Raw genomic sequence first — 15,459 nt, 5'->3', positions numbered from 1 at the left:
AACCTCAAGCGGGCATTTTGAGGACAGCACAGAGGAGAGGTGTAATGGCTCAGTCTATCGTTGATGATATCGATACCTCGTTGGCCAGCAATGCCAAGATCAAAGTTATTGGCGTAGGTGGCGGCGGCGGTAATGCAGTGCAGAACATGATTGCCTCTGGCCTGCGCGGAGTGCAGTTTGTTTGCGCCAACACCGATGTGCAGGCGCTGAACAAGAACGGTGCCTCCGTTAAGGTGCAGCTTGGTGAAAAGCTCACCAAGGGCCTTGGCGCTGGCGCCAACCCCGCCATTGGCCGCGAGGCTGCGGTGGAAAGCGTTGGCAGCATTCGTGAAGCCATCGGCGATGCCGATATGGTCTTTGTTACCGCTGGCATGGGCGGCGGCACCGGCACCGGCGCTGCTCCTGTGGTTGCTCAGGCTGCCAAGGAAATGGGCGTCCTCACCGTGGGTGTTGTGACCAAGCCCTTCAGTTTTGAAGGTGCCAAGCGCAAGCGCGCGGCGGAGGCCGGGCTTGAAGAGTTCAAGCAGCATGTGGACTGCCTGATCACCATCCCCAACGACCGTCTGCTTGCCTTTGCCCCCAAGAAGGCTCCTTTCTCCGAAATGCTTCAGAAGGCCAACGATGTGCTGTACTACGCCGTCAAGGGTATTTCTGACGTCATTGTGGGCGAAGGCCTCATCAATCTCGACTTTGCAGACGTGCGCACCACCATGGCCGAAGCTGGCATGGCCCTGATGGGCACGGGCATCGCCTCTGGCGAAAACCGCGCCCGCGAGGCCGCCCAGCGCGCCATCATGAGCCCGCTGCTTGAAGATGTTTCGCTTGAGAGCGCCAAGGCGGTTCTGTACAACATCACCGCCCCCACAGATATCACTGCCGAGGAAATTGCCGAAATCGGCGACATCATCGGCGATGCCACGCCTGAAGAAGCCAACATCATCTTTGGTGTTGTGTTTGACGACAATATCGGCGACGAAATCCGCCTCACCGTTATTGCCACCGGCATTGATTCTCCTCAGGTTATTCAGCCCGTGCAGGCTCCTGCGGCCACTGTCACCAACTTCCGCAAGCCCGGCCCTGACGCCGTGGTTGCCGAACCGCGCCGCATGAATTCCCGCGCGGCCCAGCAGAGCATGATGGACGAGCAGGAACGCGCCGAGTCGCGCTTGCCGCAGTCTACCCGCCGCACCGAAGTGGAGCGCTGGTACGATGAAAACAGCAATCGTCCTCCCTATCTGCTCAAGCGTGAGGTTGTGGGCCAGCCGCGCCGCCGTGCGCATAACCCCGGCCATGAAGACTTCACCTATGATGAGGATGATTTTGAAATTCCCACCTTCATCCGCACCCAGGCCGACTAATTCCGTCGTTGCCTGAGTGCGTGGGCAGAATGCCTTTCTGCCATGAAGGCTCATGATTTTCAGGGCTTGCCTCTTCGGCCCTGAAATGCCCGCCGGGAGGCCCATTGGGGGCCTCCCAGAGTGGGGCGTAAATGTCCGCTATAGTCCGTGAGACCCCAGGTTTCGCGGACTTTTTTATTGTGAGGCAATCCGTAGAAATCCGTCCATCCTTCAAAATAGACCGACTAGTACCGCATTCCAGACACATGATTTGATATATAAGCCCCGGAACCGATGCCAAATTGCCCCCTTGCGCTGCGTGATTGGCATTGCTATGCCCATGAGCAGGGCACTTGAATGTTAATCCAAAGCGTAACTTTGCACTTGGCCGCCAGCCAGGGCAGCGCATGGAAACGCTGCGAGCATGAATCGAACCTTGAAATCCATGTCTCCGGCACAAAATTCATTTTCATATCTGGCGAAATATTGGGCTGGTTTTTGTGCGTCAGCGGAGGTGTGCTTGTGTGCATCTGTCGTGCTTGTCATGGCTAACTGGCCTGACAGCTATGTGTTTCTTTTTGCGAGTGGCATTCCTGCCAGGGCTGGATAAGCTTTTAACCGATGGGGTTGATTCATGAATAAAAAGTGTCTGCATATCCTGTGGGTTAACGATAACCCCGTCACCGCTGAAAATATGGTCTTTATGTATGCCACAAATTCCTTGCTGAAAGGCTGGTGGGAAGAAGTACACCTGATTCTTTGGGGTGCAACAGTCAAATTGATTTGTGAAGACGTGAAGTTGCAGGGTCTTCTCAAAAAATTTCATGATGCTGGCGGGCATGTCTCCGCATGCAGAAAGTGCGCTGAAAACCTCGGTGTGTTTGAGCAGATAGAAAAGCTGGAAGGTGTTGATGAAGTTTTTTACATTGGGGAGGCGTTTACAAAAATCCTCAAGGATGATGAAAAACTTATTACCATCTAGCTCCAGCTGAATAGTTAAGCCCTTTTCATGACAAGGGTTCCACTAATCAAACTGGCAGCGCCGGTATCTGTTCTGAGCCGCTGCTGGCCTGCGGAGCGATATTTCTTGTGTTGTCCGCCGCACAGATTTTGCGGCGTCTGGATTAAACCGAGTGGTTTTAAATACAGAAGGATGTTCTTGGTGAGAGCATGACAATCAAGCGTTTTCTGACCATTTTGCGGTACATGTTTTTGCCGCAGCGTCGCAATGCTTGCCCGCACTGCGGCGGCATCCGTTGTATTGGCGCATGTCAGTTCAGCGCCCAAGAGTCAGACGCTGTGACTGGTCAAGAGAGTATAAAGCAGGAAGCTCCTGCCCCGAGCGAGGGCAAGCAAGGCTAGAACCGGTTTGTTGCTGCAAAAAAAGCCGCTGCGGTAGCAGCGGCTTTTTACTTCAAGGAAATTTGTGGTCTACCAGCGGCGGGGCGCGGGGCGACGTTCTTCGGCCTGGTTGATGCGAAGGGTGCGGCCGCCAAAGTCAACGCCGTTCAGGGCTTCAATGGCCTTGTGGGCATCGGCTTCGTCCATTTCAACAAAACCGAAGCCACGGGGGCGGCCGGTTTCGCGATCCATGATGAGCTTGACGGAAAGGGCTTCGCCGTAGGGGGCGAACAGGGCTTCAACGCCTTCCTGGGTGGCGGAAAAAGGCAGATTGCCGACATAAATGGAAACAGCCATAACGACTCCGTTGTTGAGGTGGGTAAACTTTCCGCTTGAAGCCTTACCCACGCAAAGTCTCTGGCAAAAAGAAATACTGCACCCTATGAATAAGGGCGAACAGTACTGTTAAGCAAAAAAATCGTCAAGTATTATCTGCATTGGCTTCAAAAATGATTGCCAAACGACAAATTTTGACTAAACTGCTCCGCATTGGGTGGTATTTTTACATTCCTACGCGTGCATTATTCTGCTGTTAGCTGATTATGCACTCAATAGCGCATTAATCTAAACTGTAAAAGGCCGGTTTAACCGGCCTTTTTGACAGCAAGAATTAGATTGCCTGCGTCTTTTTCTTTGCAGGAGCTTTCTTCGCCTTGGCGGGAGCCTTGGCAGAAACTTTTTTTACTTTGGCGGGAGCCTTCGCCTTGCTGGCCTTGCTGGCTTTGTGTGCCTTGGTTCCACTTGCAACAGTTGCCGGAGCGGTGTTAGCGGCGTTGGCTTCAGTGCTGAAGAGGCAGGGAGCAGTCATCAGCGAAAGGGCCACGGCAGCCATAAGGAGCTTTTTCATTTTCGTATCCGTTTCTTCTGGTTATGCCACATCTACAACAATATGGCTGTACGTCTATGGCATGAGCGGACGGCGGACGCAATAACAAATTTGAGCCTACGGAACCGGGCATTTGCGGGCATTTTTTATGGCTCGTCCATTGTGGCGGCAAGGGGTTTGCTGCATCTGCCCCATGTTGACAAAAATATGGGGCAAATGCTCTAAGGATAAGCTGCGCTGTGCCGCCGGATATGGTAAGCATCTGCGGCTTGTTCAAGGTTCATGACCAATGGCCCGGATGGGGATGGAACCGGCATTTTACCGATCTAGCCACAGCCCGGGCACAGCCCGGCCAGCATTTCAAACAGTACTTCTAACACAAAGAATCGCCATGGCTTTTTTTGCACCCCGTGATGTCAAGACTACACTCGTATGCCCGACTTGCGGCGCGCCCCTGCATATCGCCCGCACCTGCCACGAAGTCTATATGTACTGCCCGGCCTGCAAGGCCCAGTTTCCGCTTCAGGACTACATCCGTCAGGCGGATGAAGCCATGGAGCACTTTCTGGAAAACGTCTACTGCAATCGCATCTAGCGTTATCCCCATCATGCATGCCAATGGGCTGCCAGCCGTTTAATCTGTGGCTGGCGCAGCGGCCCTGGCGGTTGCGCTGCGGGCCAGTTCCCTGGCTGCCGCCATGCCGCTGGCCCAGGCCCAGTGCAGGTTGTAGCCGCCCAGCAGGCCCGTAACGTCCAGCAGTTCACCCACCACAAACAGGTTTTTTTGCAGCAGGCTGCGCATGGTCTTGGGGTCCACTTCGTCGGTATTTACACCGCCAGAGCAGGCCTCTGCCTTTTTGAGCCCCGCAGTTGCCTGCGGCGTCACCGCGTGCCTTTGCACGGCTTCCACAATAGCCACTCGGGCCGTGCGCGAAAGTTCCGCCACCTTGCGCCTTGCGGTTTCCTCCGGCAGCAGGGTGTCCACAAGCCTTTGGGGCAGAAGCCTTGCCAGCAGCGCGCGCGGGGTCTGTTTGCCAGCCTGCGGCGCATCCATAAGCGCGGCAACATCCTGCTCCGGCAAAAAATTCAGCGTGATTGCAGCGCCTTCGGCCCAATAGAGGGATGCTTTGAGGGCTGCTGGCCCGCTCAGCCCCTCATGGGTGAACAGCAGATCATCCTCCCAGCAGTGCTGCCCAAGCGTAACGCCCACAGGCAGACTGATGCCCGTCAGGTCGAGCAGAGGGGAATCCGAATTGAGGCGTAGCGGCGCAAGAACGGCGCGTGGCGCAATAATATTGTGCCCCAGCTCTTCCGCCAGCCGATAGCCGGCACCGCCGCCGCCAGCCTGAGGCCATGCCGGGCTGCCCAGCGCCAGCACCAGAGCCTTGCCGTGCCACGAGCCGCCCTCCGTCTGCACGGAAAAACCATCCGCCAGCGCCTCTACTGCTGTTACTGTGGTGCCGCAGGCAATAACGCAGCCATGTTTGCGGCAGTCGTCTGTCAGCGCCCTGACCAGCCGCTGCGCGGAAACCGTCAGAAAAAGCTGGCCGTGGGTGCGCTCCTCAAAGGGCAGATTCCACTCCTGCACAAGGCGCAGCATGTGCTCCGGCGTAAAGCCCTTAAGGGCAGGGGCGCAAAATGCATTACCCCTGCTTCCGTCACAGCGGTAGTCCTTGGGGCTGACAGCGCGGTTGGTAAAGTTTGCCTTGCCGCCGCCGCTGACAGCCAGTTTGCGCCCCGGCACAGGGCCACGTTCCAGCAGCACAACGCTCAGGCCTTTTGACGCCGCCTCGCGGGCGCACATAAGCCCCGCAGCGCCAGCGCCCAGAATCAGCACATCGGCTACATCCGGGCCGCGTTGCCCGCCGTTTTGCACGGGCTGCGCGTTCCTCCTTTTAGGAGGCGTGGATGGTACAGAATCCTTGCCTCTGGGCTTGGCTGGCAATGTGCCTTCAACATGTGTCGCTGGCGCATCGGATGCGGCCTTTGGGCCGGGAGCTTGAGGTGCAAAGGCCTGACGTGCCGGATTTGACAGAATTTTGCGCGTGGCGCTATTTTGGGGAGCTTTGTTGTGCATGCGGCGAAGGTATACGAGGCTTTGGCGGCTGCCAAGCCCTTGTGTGCCAGCAAACCGCCTTTGTCTGACCCGGCCCGCGCATCCGCGCAGCCATTTCTTGTTACCGGGATTATCATGCCAGTTCTTGCTTCAATATACATTGCGCCGTGGTTTGTGCGCAACGGCCACGCCAATACCATGTGGCCCGTGCTCTTTCGTGAAAAGCCGCAAATGTCGCCCTCTGTGCGACGGGTGCGCCTGGAAACGCCCGATGGCGACTTTCTTGATGTGGATCAGCATCCCTCGCTTGGAAAGGACAGGGCGGAGCGCCCGTTTGGGCAGGGCAGGGGCATAGTTGTTATTTCACACGGGCTGGAGGGCAACAGCCACCGCAAGTATGTTCTGGGCATGGCCAATGCCCTGCGGGCCGAAGGCTTTGACGTGCTGGCCTGGAACATGCGCTCCTGCTCGGGCGAGAGCAACCGCACTGCGCGCCTGTATCATATGGGCGAAATTGAAGATCTGGGAACTGTCGTGCATTTTGCCGAGCAGTTTGACCGCCCCCTGCTGCTGGCTGGCTTCAGCATGGGGGGCAACCAGATTTGCCGTTATCTGGGCCGGGGGCCGGTTTCGCCGCTGGTGCGGGCGGCTGTGGCTGTGTCCGTGCCGTGTGATCTTTCCGCCGCGGCACCAGTAATGGACGGCCCTGCCTGTCGCATTTACATGAGTTATTTTTTGCGAACCCTGCGCAAAAAAGTGCGCGAAAAGGCCGAGCGCTTTCCTTCCTATCCTTCTGTTGAAGGCGTGGAAAAAATCCACACTTTTGCAGAGTTTGACGAGCGCTTTACCGCGCCTGCCTTTGGTTTTGCATCAGCCAAAGATTATTGGGAAAAGAATACGGTTCTGCCCGACCTGCCCTGCATAAACGTGCCGACCCTGCTGCTCATGGCTGCGGACGATCCTTTTTGCGCGTCATCGTGCTATCCGTGGCAGACGGCGGAGCAGAGCGCGCACCTGCATCTGGAGGTTGCCCCGTACGGCGGACATGTGGGGTTTGTACAGCAGAAGCAGGAATACTACAGCGAGCAACGCGCGCGCGAATTTGTGCAGCAGTTGACTGGGCGCGGCATTTTTTAAGCGGTTGAGATGGCCAGAGGGCGCGACAACAGCGGTCTGGTTGCGGTGGAGGTTTCGCGGGTGCGTCAGCTTTTTTGCCGCTCGGCCAGCCGCTTCTTGGTCAGAACCGTGGCCACGGCGTTAACCGGGTCTTCCGGCCAGGGATGCTTGGGATAGCGGCCCCGCATTTCTGCGCGCACTGCCGGATAGCCGTTGCGCCAGAAGTGGGCCAGATCGCGCGTGACCTGCAAGGGACGCCCTGCGGGCGAATTGAGGCGCAGCACCAGAGCCACGCGCCCATCGGCTATGCGCGGCGTGTCCACGCAACCGAATAATTCCTGCAACTTGGCGGCCAGCCAGGGGCCACCGTCTTCACCATACACAATGGGGCGCATGGCCCCTGACGGCACCTGCCATTCCGTGGGGGCCTGCCGTTCAAGTATCCGGTGAAGATTCCCCGGCAGCAGACGGCGCAGGGCATCGAGCAATTGCTCCGGCCCGAGCGCCGCCAGCGAATTTGCGCGCCCCTGCTTGCCTTGCCCCGCTGACCTTTCGAGCGCCTGCTGCAAGGCTGGTGCGAGCCAGTCATTGATGGTCGCCAGCAGGGCGGCATCAGAAACATCGGGCCATGCCTCGCCGTCCAGCTCGCGCAGCAGGCTTACCCGCGCGCGCCACTGCTTTGCGGCATCATCCCACGGCAGACATTCCAGCCCCTTGTTCTGCACATGGGCGCACAGGGCCGCAGCGCACTCATCGGGCCGTGGCCGAGGCAGGGGGGCATCTTCCAGAACCAGAGATCCCAGCACTCGCTGCCGCCGGGCGCTGACCAGCCCGGCATCCGAAACTGTGAGCTTGTCTTCGTTGCAAATATCTGCGCTGAAAAGCGCTGCAAGATCATCGGGCGAAAGGGCGGCGGCAAGGCGGATGCGCCCGCGCGGCGTTGCGCCGTCAACTTCTGCCACTGCCAGAAAGGGCTGCCGCGCAAGAGGGTCGTCGCTGGCTATCTGGGCGGCCCGTCCGCTGCGCAGGAGATAGGGCGTCATGGCGGCTACCCCGCCCGGAAAATTTCCATTGCCGCTGCCCTGAGGCTGACCGTCTGTCTGCCGCATGGCGACCTGCTCCGGCCACGCCACAGCCAGCAGTTGCCCAAGGCTTGCGGCCTGAGCGAGAGCTGCGGAAAAAATGTTGCCCGCTTTGTTGGATTGCCCCTGTGGTACTGGCCGGGAACCTTTTCCCCCGTGCAGTTCAGGCTGGCGCATAAGCCGCTGCGCCAGACGGCGCACACGCTCGCGGGCGGCATCCACATTTTTGCCCGCTGCGCCATCGCGGCACAGCCAGTCAAGGCGGCGCAGCACATCGCATCCCGCGCCTGCGGCAGGCATGCCGCCCTTGCTTTTGCCAGCGGTAAAGGCCAGCGGGTCGCGTTCTTCCAGCAAGGCGGCGATACAGGCTGCCAATGCGGCAAGGGAGTTGTCGCGTCCCCACAGCAGCAGGCGCGCCGTGCGGGGTGCCAGAGGGAGCGCGGCCATGCTGCGGCCCAAAGCCGTTGGCCGCATCTGGGCATCCACCGCGCCCAGTGCCAGAAGGTTCTGTCTGGCGACAGCCAGATGGGCCGGGGGCGGCGTGTCGAGCCATGCGAGCGAGGCCGGATCGGTCACGCCCCAGACCGCCAGTTGCAAGGCAAGCCCGGTGAGGTCGGCATCCAGAATTTCAGCGCGGATGTGCGGACGCATGCCGTTTTCCTGCTCTTTTGCCCAAAGGCGGCAACAGATGCCGGGTTCGGTGCGTCCGGCGCGTCCGGCCCGCTGGGCAGCGCCAGCCAGAGAAACGCGCTCTGTCACAAGGCGGGTGAGGCCGCTGGCCGGGTCAAAGCGCGTCAGGCGCGCAAGGCCGCTGTCCACCACAAGCCTTACGCCCTCGATGGTCAGTGATGTTTCGGCAATGGATGTGGCAAGCACCACCTTGCGTTGCCCCTGCGGGGCGGGTGCAATGGCCACATCCTGTTCTCTGGCGCTAAGGTTGCCGTAGAGCGGGCACAGGGCCACATCAGCAGGCAGTGTGCCATCGAGCAGGCCTGCAAGATGGCGGATTTCGCCAGCGCCGGGCAAAAAAGCCAGCAGGCTGCCCTTTTCTGCGTGCAGCAGATGCAAAATGACATCAGCCATGTGCCGCCACAGCAGCGGCCCTGCCCCGGCAGCAGACAGAGGGCCGCCGCCCACAATCTGCCCTGCGCGGATTTTGGGCGGCAGGTGCATCATCTGCACAGGAAAGGTTTTGCCCTCGCAAACAACAGAAGAGCAGCCTCCCATGAGGCCTGCTACGGCCTGCACATCCAGCGTGGCGGACATGACGACCAGCCGCAGGTCGGGGCGCAGCGCAGCCTGACTTTCAAGGCAGAGGGCAAGGCCGGTATCGGCAGTGAGCGAGCGCTCATGAAATTCGTCAAAAATCACACAGGCGATATCCGGCAGTTCAGGATCATCCTGCAACATGCGCGTGAGCACGCCCTCGGTGACAACCTCCACGCAGGTGCGATTGCTGACGCGGCTTTCATCACGCATGCGATAGCCTACAAGGCCGCCCGGTTCTTCACCCAGCAGGGCCGCCATATAGCGCGCCAGCGCGCGGGCCGCCACGCGCCGTGGTTCAAGCAGCAGAATGCGGCGGCCCTCAAGCCAGGGCTGCCCCATGAGCCAGAGGGGGACGCGGCTGCTTTTGCCCGCTCCCGGCAGGGCGCTGAGCACCAGATTGCGGCCTTGGGCCAGAGAATCCAGAATTTCTGCGCGCGAAGCGTCAAGTGGGCATGGGGGCAGGCCTGGGCAACGATCAGGGGAGCCTGCGGGGGCGGCAATGCGTATCGGCGAATCGGTCATGGCTAAATGCGGCATGGCTGAGGGTAAATGCGATAGAATAGGCGCATTTTTACTGGTAATCCAATGCGTGTCAGTGTATTGACACAAGAAAGGATATGCACGCGGAGAATGCACACATGGAGTTGAATACCAGCGGCATTATCGGCCAGAGCACCAGCCTCGCCGAAGTCTTCAAGGTTCTCGGCAAGGTTGCGCCCACGGACAGCACTGTGCTTGTAACTGGTGAATCGGGAACTGGCAAGGAATTGCTGGTTCGCGCGCTTCACGCCAACAGCCGCAGGGCTGACAAGCCTTTTGTACCCATCAACTGCGGGGCCATCCCCAAAGAGCTGCTTGAAAGCGAACTTTTCGGCCACGAAAAGGGCGCCTTTACGCACGCCATCCGTTCGCGGCCAGGCCGTTTTGAAATGGCTGACGGAGGCACCATCTTTCTGGATGAAATCGGCGAGATGGAGTTGAGCCTTCAGGTCAAGATTCTGCGTGTGCTGCAAGAAAAGGAAATTGAACGCGTGGGCGGCACTGGCTGCAAAAAGGTGGACGTGCGCATTGTGGCCGCCACCAACCGCGATCTTGAGGTAGAAGTCGCCGCCGGGCGCTTCCGCGAGGATCTCTACTATCGCCTGAACGTCATTCCTTTGCATTTGCCGCCGCTACGCCAGCGCGGCAATGATGTGCTGCTGCTTGCGCGCTATTTTCTCAACCACTTCTGCACCAAAAAAGCGCGCGATCCCATGCTGCTTGATGAAACAACGCGGCGTATTCTGGCGGCCTACAACTGGCCCGGCAACGTGCGCGAGCTTGAAAACTTCATGGAGCGCCTGAGCATCCTTGTGGATGGCGATACGGTGTGCATGGATGATCTGCCGCGCAAGATTCTGGATCAGGTTGGCGATGTGTCTCTGCTGCCCCCGGTGGAGGAGGATGCCCCGGCGTGCGAACCGGAGGCGGAGCCTCTTGCCGAACCCACCGCGGATGACGGAGTGGAGCAGACGCCTGCCCCAGCGCCGCAAGTTGAAGCCGCAATACCCGTTGCAGCCAGCGGAGCTTTTGTGTGGCCCAATCTGGGCGTTTTGACTGCTCAGGGACAGAATCTGAAAGATTTTCTTGATGCTGTGGAAAGCCGCCTTATTGATGAGGCCTTGGCCAAGGCGGAGGGAGTAAAAAATCAGGCCGCCGAGCTTTTGGGCATCAAGCGGACAACGCTTATTGAAAAGCTCAAGAAACGCAGTATGTAGCGGCATAAAATTTGCATAGAATTTGCGTTGGATTTTGCGGCTCAGACGCCACGACACATCCTGCGAAGTGCAAGTGAATACACAACTTTTCGCCGCCGCGCCACGGCCTCATATTTCTGCCCGCAAGGGTGCGATTCCCCAACGCTGCTCACGTGTTGGGGCTTTGCTGCTGATTGCGGGCCTTTTGCTGCCCGCGCAGTCTTCGTACGGCATGAGCTGGAACTGGGCGCCCATTGCAGATACTGCCGCAACCACGGTTGCCGGGAAACAGTCAAAAAGTTCACAGCCCGCCGGGGAAAGGCTGCGCCTTACGCTCGACAGCCCCGGTCAGGTGCACAGGCTCTTGCGCACCGGCAATACCTTGCTCCTCTATCTTGACGATCCCTCCGCAACGCTTGAACGCAGCGGCGCAGCGCCTTCTGCGGGAGCGCTGCTCGACAGCATCGGGCTTTCCAACGGCCAGTTGCGCATTACGCTTTCTCCCAAGGCCGTGAACCACGTCATGCGCCGGTCTTCTCCCTCTGAACTGGATATAGAAATTTTTGCCGCCGGACCCCAGAAAGGGGAAAATTCCTCTCGTCTGGATGCGGCGGGTGTGCCTGTGGGCAATGCCTCTGCTGATTCAGAAGGGCAGGGCGCTTCTTTTGCCGTCAACCTGCCCGCAGATGCCGCAGTGGGCTTTTTGCAAAAGGCCCAAAAACTGCTGGCCGATGTGCAGCAGGGGGCAAGGGCCTTGCCCTTTGCTGGTCTGCTTGACGCAGGTAAGGCAAAGCTGGCGGATTTGAGCCTGAAATTTACCTCCCTTGGCTCGACCAAGACTGCGGAAGCCGCCGAGGTGCCGCAAGCCGCAGTCAGTGCGGGCAGCCGTGCCGTGACGCTGGACGGCCAGAGTCTCATGAGCCGGGTGAATCCCGGCGGGCCGGAAAACTGGCCTGACGACAAGGGGCTTTCTACATCAATTCCTGGCAATGTTCCTGCTGCGGCTCCGGCCACAGCGGCAGCGCCAGCACCCGCGGCTCCGGCTGCGCCTGCAAGCCAGCCAGTGACTCAGCCTGCAACCCAGCCCGTCACAAGACCAGCGGCCCAGCCTGCGCCTGCTCCGCAAAATGGCGTCCAGCGTGCAGTACCGCCCGCCGCGCAGCCGCAAGCTCAACCCGCTCCGCAGCCTGTCCAGCAGGTTGTGCCGCAGGCCATACCACAGCCTGCACTCCAACCAGCGTCACAACCCGCCCCGCAGCCTGCGCCGCAGGTAAAAGCAGCGCCAGCCCAACAGCCCGCGCCAGCCGCAGCTTCCGCGCCTGCGCCTGCTTCCGTGGCCGGTCAGGCAAAGCCGAACGGCGCGGGCGGCAATGTATCCGGCAAGGTTTCGGACAATGTGGTGGGCCTGCCGCATGCCGAAGAAAAAGGCGGACATGGGGCCGCTGCTCCCAAGGAAGAACCCCGGCCCGTGGTCTATGTGGACGAACAGGGCAATCCTGTTGCCAAGCCTGCTGACCCGGAAAAAATGATGGATGAGGCGGAGCGGCTCATCAAGGAACGCAAGTTCGTTGAGGCTTTGCCGCAGTTGGAAAAACTGAAGGAAATGCCCACCATCAGCGCCGATATGCGCCTGAAAACGCTGTATTACATCAGCGATTGCGTATGGGCCAGATATGCCGATAATCCACTGGCTGGCTTTGAGCCTATTGTTTCCGCCACCAGTGAAGCCATGAATTTTGACCTGCGTTCTCCCCGCGTGCCGGAGGCCCTTCTGCGCCTGGGGCTGGTTAACGTCAACGTGGGCAATCTGGTAGATGCCGGGGGCTACATTGTGGCCATGTATCGGCGCTATCCGGATTATCCCGGCGTGGCGCAGGGTTTTACGGCCCTTGGCAAGGCGCAGCTCAAGCGGCGCATGGATGCTCAGGCGGAACAGTCCTTTGCCATTGTGCTCGACAAGTACCCTGAATCCTCCTTTTTGCAGGAGGCGTCCGTGGGCCTTGCCCAGGCTTTGAACAACCAGCGCAAGTACACCAATGCGCAGGTTATCCTCGACTTTATAAGCAAGCGCTGGCCCCGCTATTATATTGAAGACCCCACATTCCTGTTTTTGCAGGGCGCCAATGATGAGGCTCTGGACAAACCCGTTGCGGCCTTGACCCTGTACTGGCTGTATTACAACCTCGTGCCCGGGCAGAAGGGCAATGACGACCTGCTCCTTAAAATGGGCGACATGTATACCCGGCTTGGCAACAAGAGCGGGGCCGAGTTTCTGTATTCCTACCTGACGCGGCATTTTGCGGGAACCCATGCGGCAAATATGGCAAGTCTGCGGCTGGCCGAAGGCGGCATTTACGATTCGCCCATCAATTATGAGGCCATGACCCAGGTTTTTGCCAGAGCCGCCAGCGGTAATCTGCCCAAGGTTTACGCCAACCTTGCGGCGGCCTCGCGCACTGCGCCGGAGTCTGTACTCGCGCGGCTCAAGGAGGCCATGTGGCTCTATTGGAGCAAGCGTTATACAGAGGCCATGGGCAAGGCCGCAGATTTTATTGACGGCTATCCTGAAAACGCCAACGTGGCGCAGGCCCGCGATATTATCTGGCTTGCTTTTCAGAAAGAGCTTGCCAATTCCATGGCTGAAAAAAACTATGGGCGTATTCTCATTTTGTGGAATGGCTTTCCCCTGGTGCGCGAGCGCTATGGGGCGATAGATCCGCGTATGCGTTATGCCTTGGCGCAGGGATTGCTTGAACGGGGTGAGACAGAACAGGCCCTTGGCATGCTTGCGGAATTTTTGAAGTCGCCCATGGACCCCCAGTATGGGGAAGCGACCTTTACGGAGTTTTTCAACCGCTATCTTCAGGCCGGTGCCTGGGCCAAGATTCTTGATCTTGGCAAACTGGTGGCCACATGGCCTCTGAACCCCCAGTTGCGCAACCAGCTTGATTACGCCATGGCGCTCTCGGCCCAGAATCTCAATCTGAACGGGGCTGCTCTCGCCATGTGGCAAAAGCTTGCCGAGCGGCAGGATATCCCGCTCTATCAGCGGGCCTACGCCACGTACTTTCTTGCCCGCGATGCCGAACAGCGCAAGGACATTCGCAACTCCTACACGCTGAACCGCAAGGTGATTGATCTCTTTACCCAGTTGCAGAACGAACGCTCCGACAAGGCCGACCCGCAGCGCATCAAGGATGCCATACTTTCACTCATGGATATCTGCGAAGTGGGCAATCGTGTGCCGGAAGCCCTGGAATGGCTTGCGCGTTACAATGCCTTTGTGCCCAAGGAGTCGCCGGAATATCCGGGCTTGCGTTTCCGCGAGGCCCGGCTGTATCGCAAGCTGGGCGATGCCACGCGGGCGCAAGCTTTGCTTGAGGATATTGTGCGCAACTATGCCGATTCTCCTTTTGCCAAGGCAGCCACGGCGGAACTGCACACCTTTGAGGTTTCGCGCGACCTGCAAAACTACCTGCCTGGCGGGGCGGGCAGTCAGGCCGCGCCTGCTGCCAAGCCTGCCGCTCCCTAGCTTCCCCGGTCTTCATCCTTTGGGCCTGTTCGCCCTTGCCTTTCGACCAGGCCTGCCGCTGTCGTCTCAGGCGCGTCTTGCATCAGGGCGCCGGGCCCCTCCCATATGCCGATCCGGCATGTGAGGGCGCATTGCATGCGTTCACTCCTTGGAATATAACCAGACACAACAGCAGTTCCGCCGTGGGGTGGAATTGTCTGTCTTCTGCAATTTTAATGGATAAGTGCGATGGAACGTCCCGCAAGCTTCACACGGTGATGCAGGACGTAATGTGCGCCGTCAGCCTTGGAGGGCATATGAACAGAGTGCTTCTTTGTGTTACACTCGGCCTGCTTGCCTTGATGGCCGGATGCACCGGCGCATTGCAAAGGGGAATGCAGAACACGGCCTATGTTTCCACAGCCCGCCCGGCCATCAGCATGAAGGCCGTGAACATGCCCCTGCTTACCGGCGGCGAGACAAGCGTCAGCCTTGATGGAGCAGGCGTTATTGGCGGCTTGCCGCTGCATGCGTGGGTTGCTGTTTACGGCAAGGGCGACCCCCAAAGTCCCCTGGCTATTGTGGGGCTGGCTGAGGTGCCGCGCGGCTGGTACTGGGACAGCGACGGCCAGCGCCCCTTTAGCGTTGATAAAGGGGTGGAGATCTTCAACAATGACGGCTTTGCGGCCAGCACCTATATTGTGGACAGCAAAAAGGATGCGTTTTCAGCCCTTGCAGGGCTGACGGACGAAGCAAAGCCCATGCGCTGGCTGACGCGCGGTTTTGCCGCCAGATACAATTTTAATGACACCAAGGTCATACTGGAATACAGAGAACCTCTGCCTGAAAATCTTGCCGGGCAGGAAAGCCTGACAGAAAGCCAGACAGACCAGCTTCGTGCCTTTGAGCAGCGCGCCAGCGCCGCCTTTGCCGTTGCTTCGGTATCTGAACATATGACTGGAATTACAGAAGGATATGCAAAGAACATTCGCGGGCAATATCTGGATCACCGCTTCTGGGGAACTGCATCAAAGTATGACACATTTGTCTTAAAGTAGCATGTTCTTGCGGTAATCTGACATTACACCTGGATTTCGCCTGGGAGGCCGCTTGGGAAAGTTTTTT

General features: G+C 58.8%; 12 protein-coding genes. 7 read left to right on the top strand and 5 right to left on the bottom strand.

Features of this window, described 5'->3' with window-relative positions:
- Window positions 1–44: 44 nt before the first annotated feature.
- Together ftsZ and ACUZ9Q_RS08130 are read left to right on the top strand one after the other, a co-directional pair.
- A complete protein-coding gene (gene ftsZ, locus ACUZ9Q_RS08135) occupies window positions 45–1,358 on the top strand; it encodes a cell division protein FtsZ (RefSeq protein WP_192111931.1) in 1,314 nt (437 codons plus the stop codon).
- 613 nt (window positions 1,359–1,971) lie between these two features.
- Window positions 1,972–2,319, top strand: a complete 348-nt coding sequence (locus ACUZ9Q_RS08130; RefSeq protein WP_192111930.1) for a DsrE family protein — start codon at window positions 1,972–1,974, stop codon at window positions 2,317–2,319.
- 14 nt (window positions 2,320–2,333) lie between these two features.
- On the opposite strand, the gene ACUZ9Q_RS08125 is transcribed toward ACUZ9Q_RS08130, so the two are convergent.
- The 3 genes from ACUZ9Q_RS08125 to ACUZ9Q_RS08115 all read right to left on the bottom strand — a co-directional run bounded on the left by ACUZ9Q_RS08125 (window position 2,334) and on the right by ACUZ9Q_RS08115 (window position 3,570).
- Window positions 2,334–2,624 carry a hypothetical protein gene (locus tag ACUZ9Q_RS08125; protein ID WP_449247669.1) on the bottom strand — a complete coding sequence of 97 codons (291 nt, stop codon included), beginning with the start codon at window positions 2,622–2,624 and terminating at the stop codon, window positions 2,334–2,336.
- A gap of 144 nt (window positions 2,625–2,768) precedes the next feature.
- Window positions 2,769–3,035, bottom strand: a complete 267-nt coding sequence (locus ACUZ9Q_RS08120) for an RNA recognition motif domain-containing protein (protein ID WP_192111928.1) — start codon at window positions 3,033–3,035, stop codon at window positions 2,769–2,771.
- 313 nt (window positions 3,036–3,348) lie between these two features.
- On the bottom strand, window positions 3,349–3,570 hold the full coding sequence (locus ACUZ9Q_RS08115; protein ID WP_192111927.1) for a hypothetical protein: 222 nt from the start codon (window positions 3,568–3,570) through the stop codon (window positions 3,349–3,351).
- Between the two features lie 385 nt (window positions 3,571–3,955).
- Between ACUZ9Q_RS08115 and ACUZ9Q_RS08110 the strand changes: the two genes are divergently transcribed.
- Entirely contained in the window at window positions 3,956–4,159 is a 204-nt protein-coding gene (locus tag ACUZ9Q_RS08110) for a dual CXXC motif small (seleno)protein (RefSeq protein ID WP_022659339.1), read from the top strand.
- A 39-nt stretch (window positions 4,160–4,198) separates the two neighbouring features.
- On the opposite strand, the gene ACUZ9Q_RS08105 is transcribed toward ACUZ9Q_RS08110, so the two are convergent.
- Window positions 4,199–5,440 (bottom strand): NAD(P)/FAD-dependent oxidoreductase, encoded by a 1,242-nt coding sequence (locus ACUZ9Q_RS08105; protein WP_449247668.1) that lies wholly within the window; start codon window positions 5,438–5,440, stop codon window positions 4,199–4,201.
- A gap of 315 nt (window positions 5,441–5,755) precedes the next feature.
- Between ACUZ9Q_RS08105 and ACUZ9Q_RS08100 the strand changes: the two genes are divergently transcribed.
- Window positions 5,756–6,757, top strand: a complete 1,002-nt coding sequence (locus ACUZ9Q_RS08100) for a YheT family hydrolase (protein WP_449247667.1) — start codon at window positions 5,756–5,758, stop codon at window positions 6,755–6,757.
- 65 nt (window positions 6,758–6,822) lie between these two features.
- Here the strand turns inward: ACUZ9Q_RS08100 and hrpB are convergent, their stop codons facing one another.
- A complete protein-coding gene (gene hrpB, locus ACUZ9Q_RS08095) occupies window positions 6,823–9,609 on the bottom strand; it encodes an ATP-dependent helicase HrpB (RefSeq protein ID WP_449247666.1) in 2,787 nt (928 codons plus the stop codon).
- Window positions 9,610–9,725: 116 nt separating this feature from the next.
- Between hrpB and ACUZ9Q_RS08090 the strand changes: the two genes are divergently transcribed.
- The 3 genes from ACUZ9Q_RS08090 (at window position 9,726) to ACUZ9Q_RS08080 (ending at window position 15,392) form a co-directional block, all read left to right on the top strand.
- Complete coding sequence (locus tag ACUZ9Q_RS08090) at window positions 9,726–10,844, top strand: sigma-54 interaction domain-containing protein (RefSeq protein WP_215647880.1); 1,119 nt, start codon at window positions 9,726–9,728, stop codon at window positions 10,842–10,844.
- Window positions 10,845–10,917: 73 nt separating this feature from the next.
- Window positions 10,918–14,355: a tetratricopeptide repeat protein gene (locus tag ACUZ9Q_RS08085; RefSeq protein ID WP_449247665.1), complete on the top strand. Its 3,438-nt coding sequence runs from the start codon at window positions 10,918–10,920 to the stop codon at window positions 14,353–14,355.
- 296 nt (window positions 14,356–14,651) lie between these two features.
- Window positions 14,652–15,392 carry a DUF4851 domain-containing protein gene (locus tag ACUZ9Q_RS08080; RefSeq protein WP_192111922.1) on the top strand — a complete coding sequence of 247 codons (741 nt, stop codon included), beginning with the start codon at window positions 14,652–14,654 and terminating at the stop codon, window positions 15,390–15,392.
- Window positions 15,393–15,459 lie beyond the last annotated feature (67 nt).

The sequence above is a fragment of the Desulfovibrio desulfopostgatei genome (assembly GCF_053570645.1).
Note: the sequence above shows the minus strand (reverse complement) of the source record. Positions and strands in the feature narration are given on the sequence as shown.

Bases quoted from the DNA above. Each gene is read 5' to 3' on its own strand.
- ACUZ9Q_RS08120 (WP_192111928.1), bottom strand. From the start codon at position 3,035: ATGGCTGTTTCCATTTATGTCGGCAATCTGCCTTTTTCCGCCACCCAG.
- ACUZ9Q_RS08130 (WP_192111930.1), top strand. From the start codon at position 1,972: ATGAATAAAAAGTGTCTGCATATCCTGTGGGTTAACGATAACCCCGTC.
- ACUZ9Q_RS08110 (WP_022659339.1), top strand. From the start codon at position 3,956: ATGGCTTTTTTTGCACCCCGTGATGTCAAGACTACACTCGTATGCCCG.
- ftsZ (WP_192111931.1), top strand. From the start codon at position 45: ATGGCTCAGTCTATCGTTGATGATATCGATACCTCGTTGGCCAGCAAT.
- ACUZ9Q_RS08090 (WP_215647880.1), top strand. From the start codon at position 9,726: ATGGAGTTGAATACCAGCGGCATTATCGGCCAGAGCACCAGCCTCGCC.
- ACUZ9Q_RS08115 (WP_192111927.1), bottom strand. From the start codon at position 3,570: ATGGCTGCCGTGGCCCTTTCGCTGATGACTGCTCCCTGCCTCTTCAGC.
- ACUZ9Q_RS08100 (WP_449247667.1), top strand. From the start codon at position 5,756: ATGCCAGTTCTTGCTTCAATATACATTGCGCCGTGGTTTGTGCGCAAC.
- hrpB (WP_449247666.1), bottom strand. From the start codon at position 9,609: ATGACCGATTCGCCGATACGCATTGCCGCCCCCGCAGGCTCCCCTGAT.
- ACUZ9Q_RS08080 (WP_192111922.1), top strand. From the start codon at position 14,652: ATGAACAGAGTGCTTCTTTGTGTTACACTCGGCCTGCTTGCCTTGATG.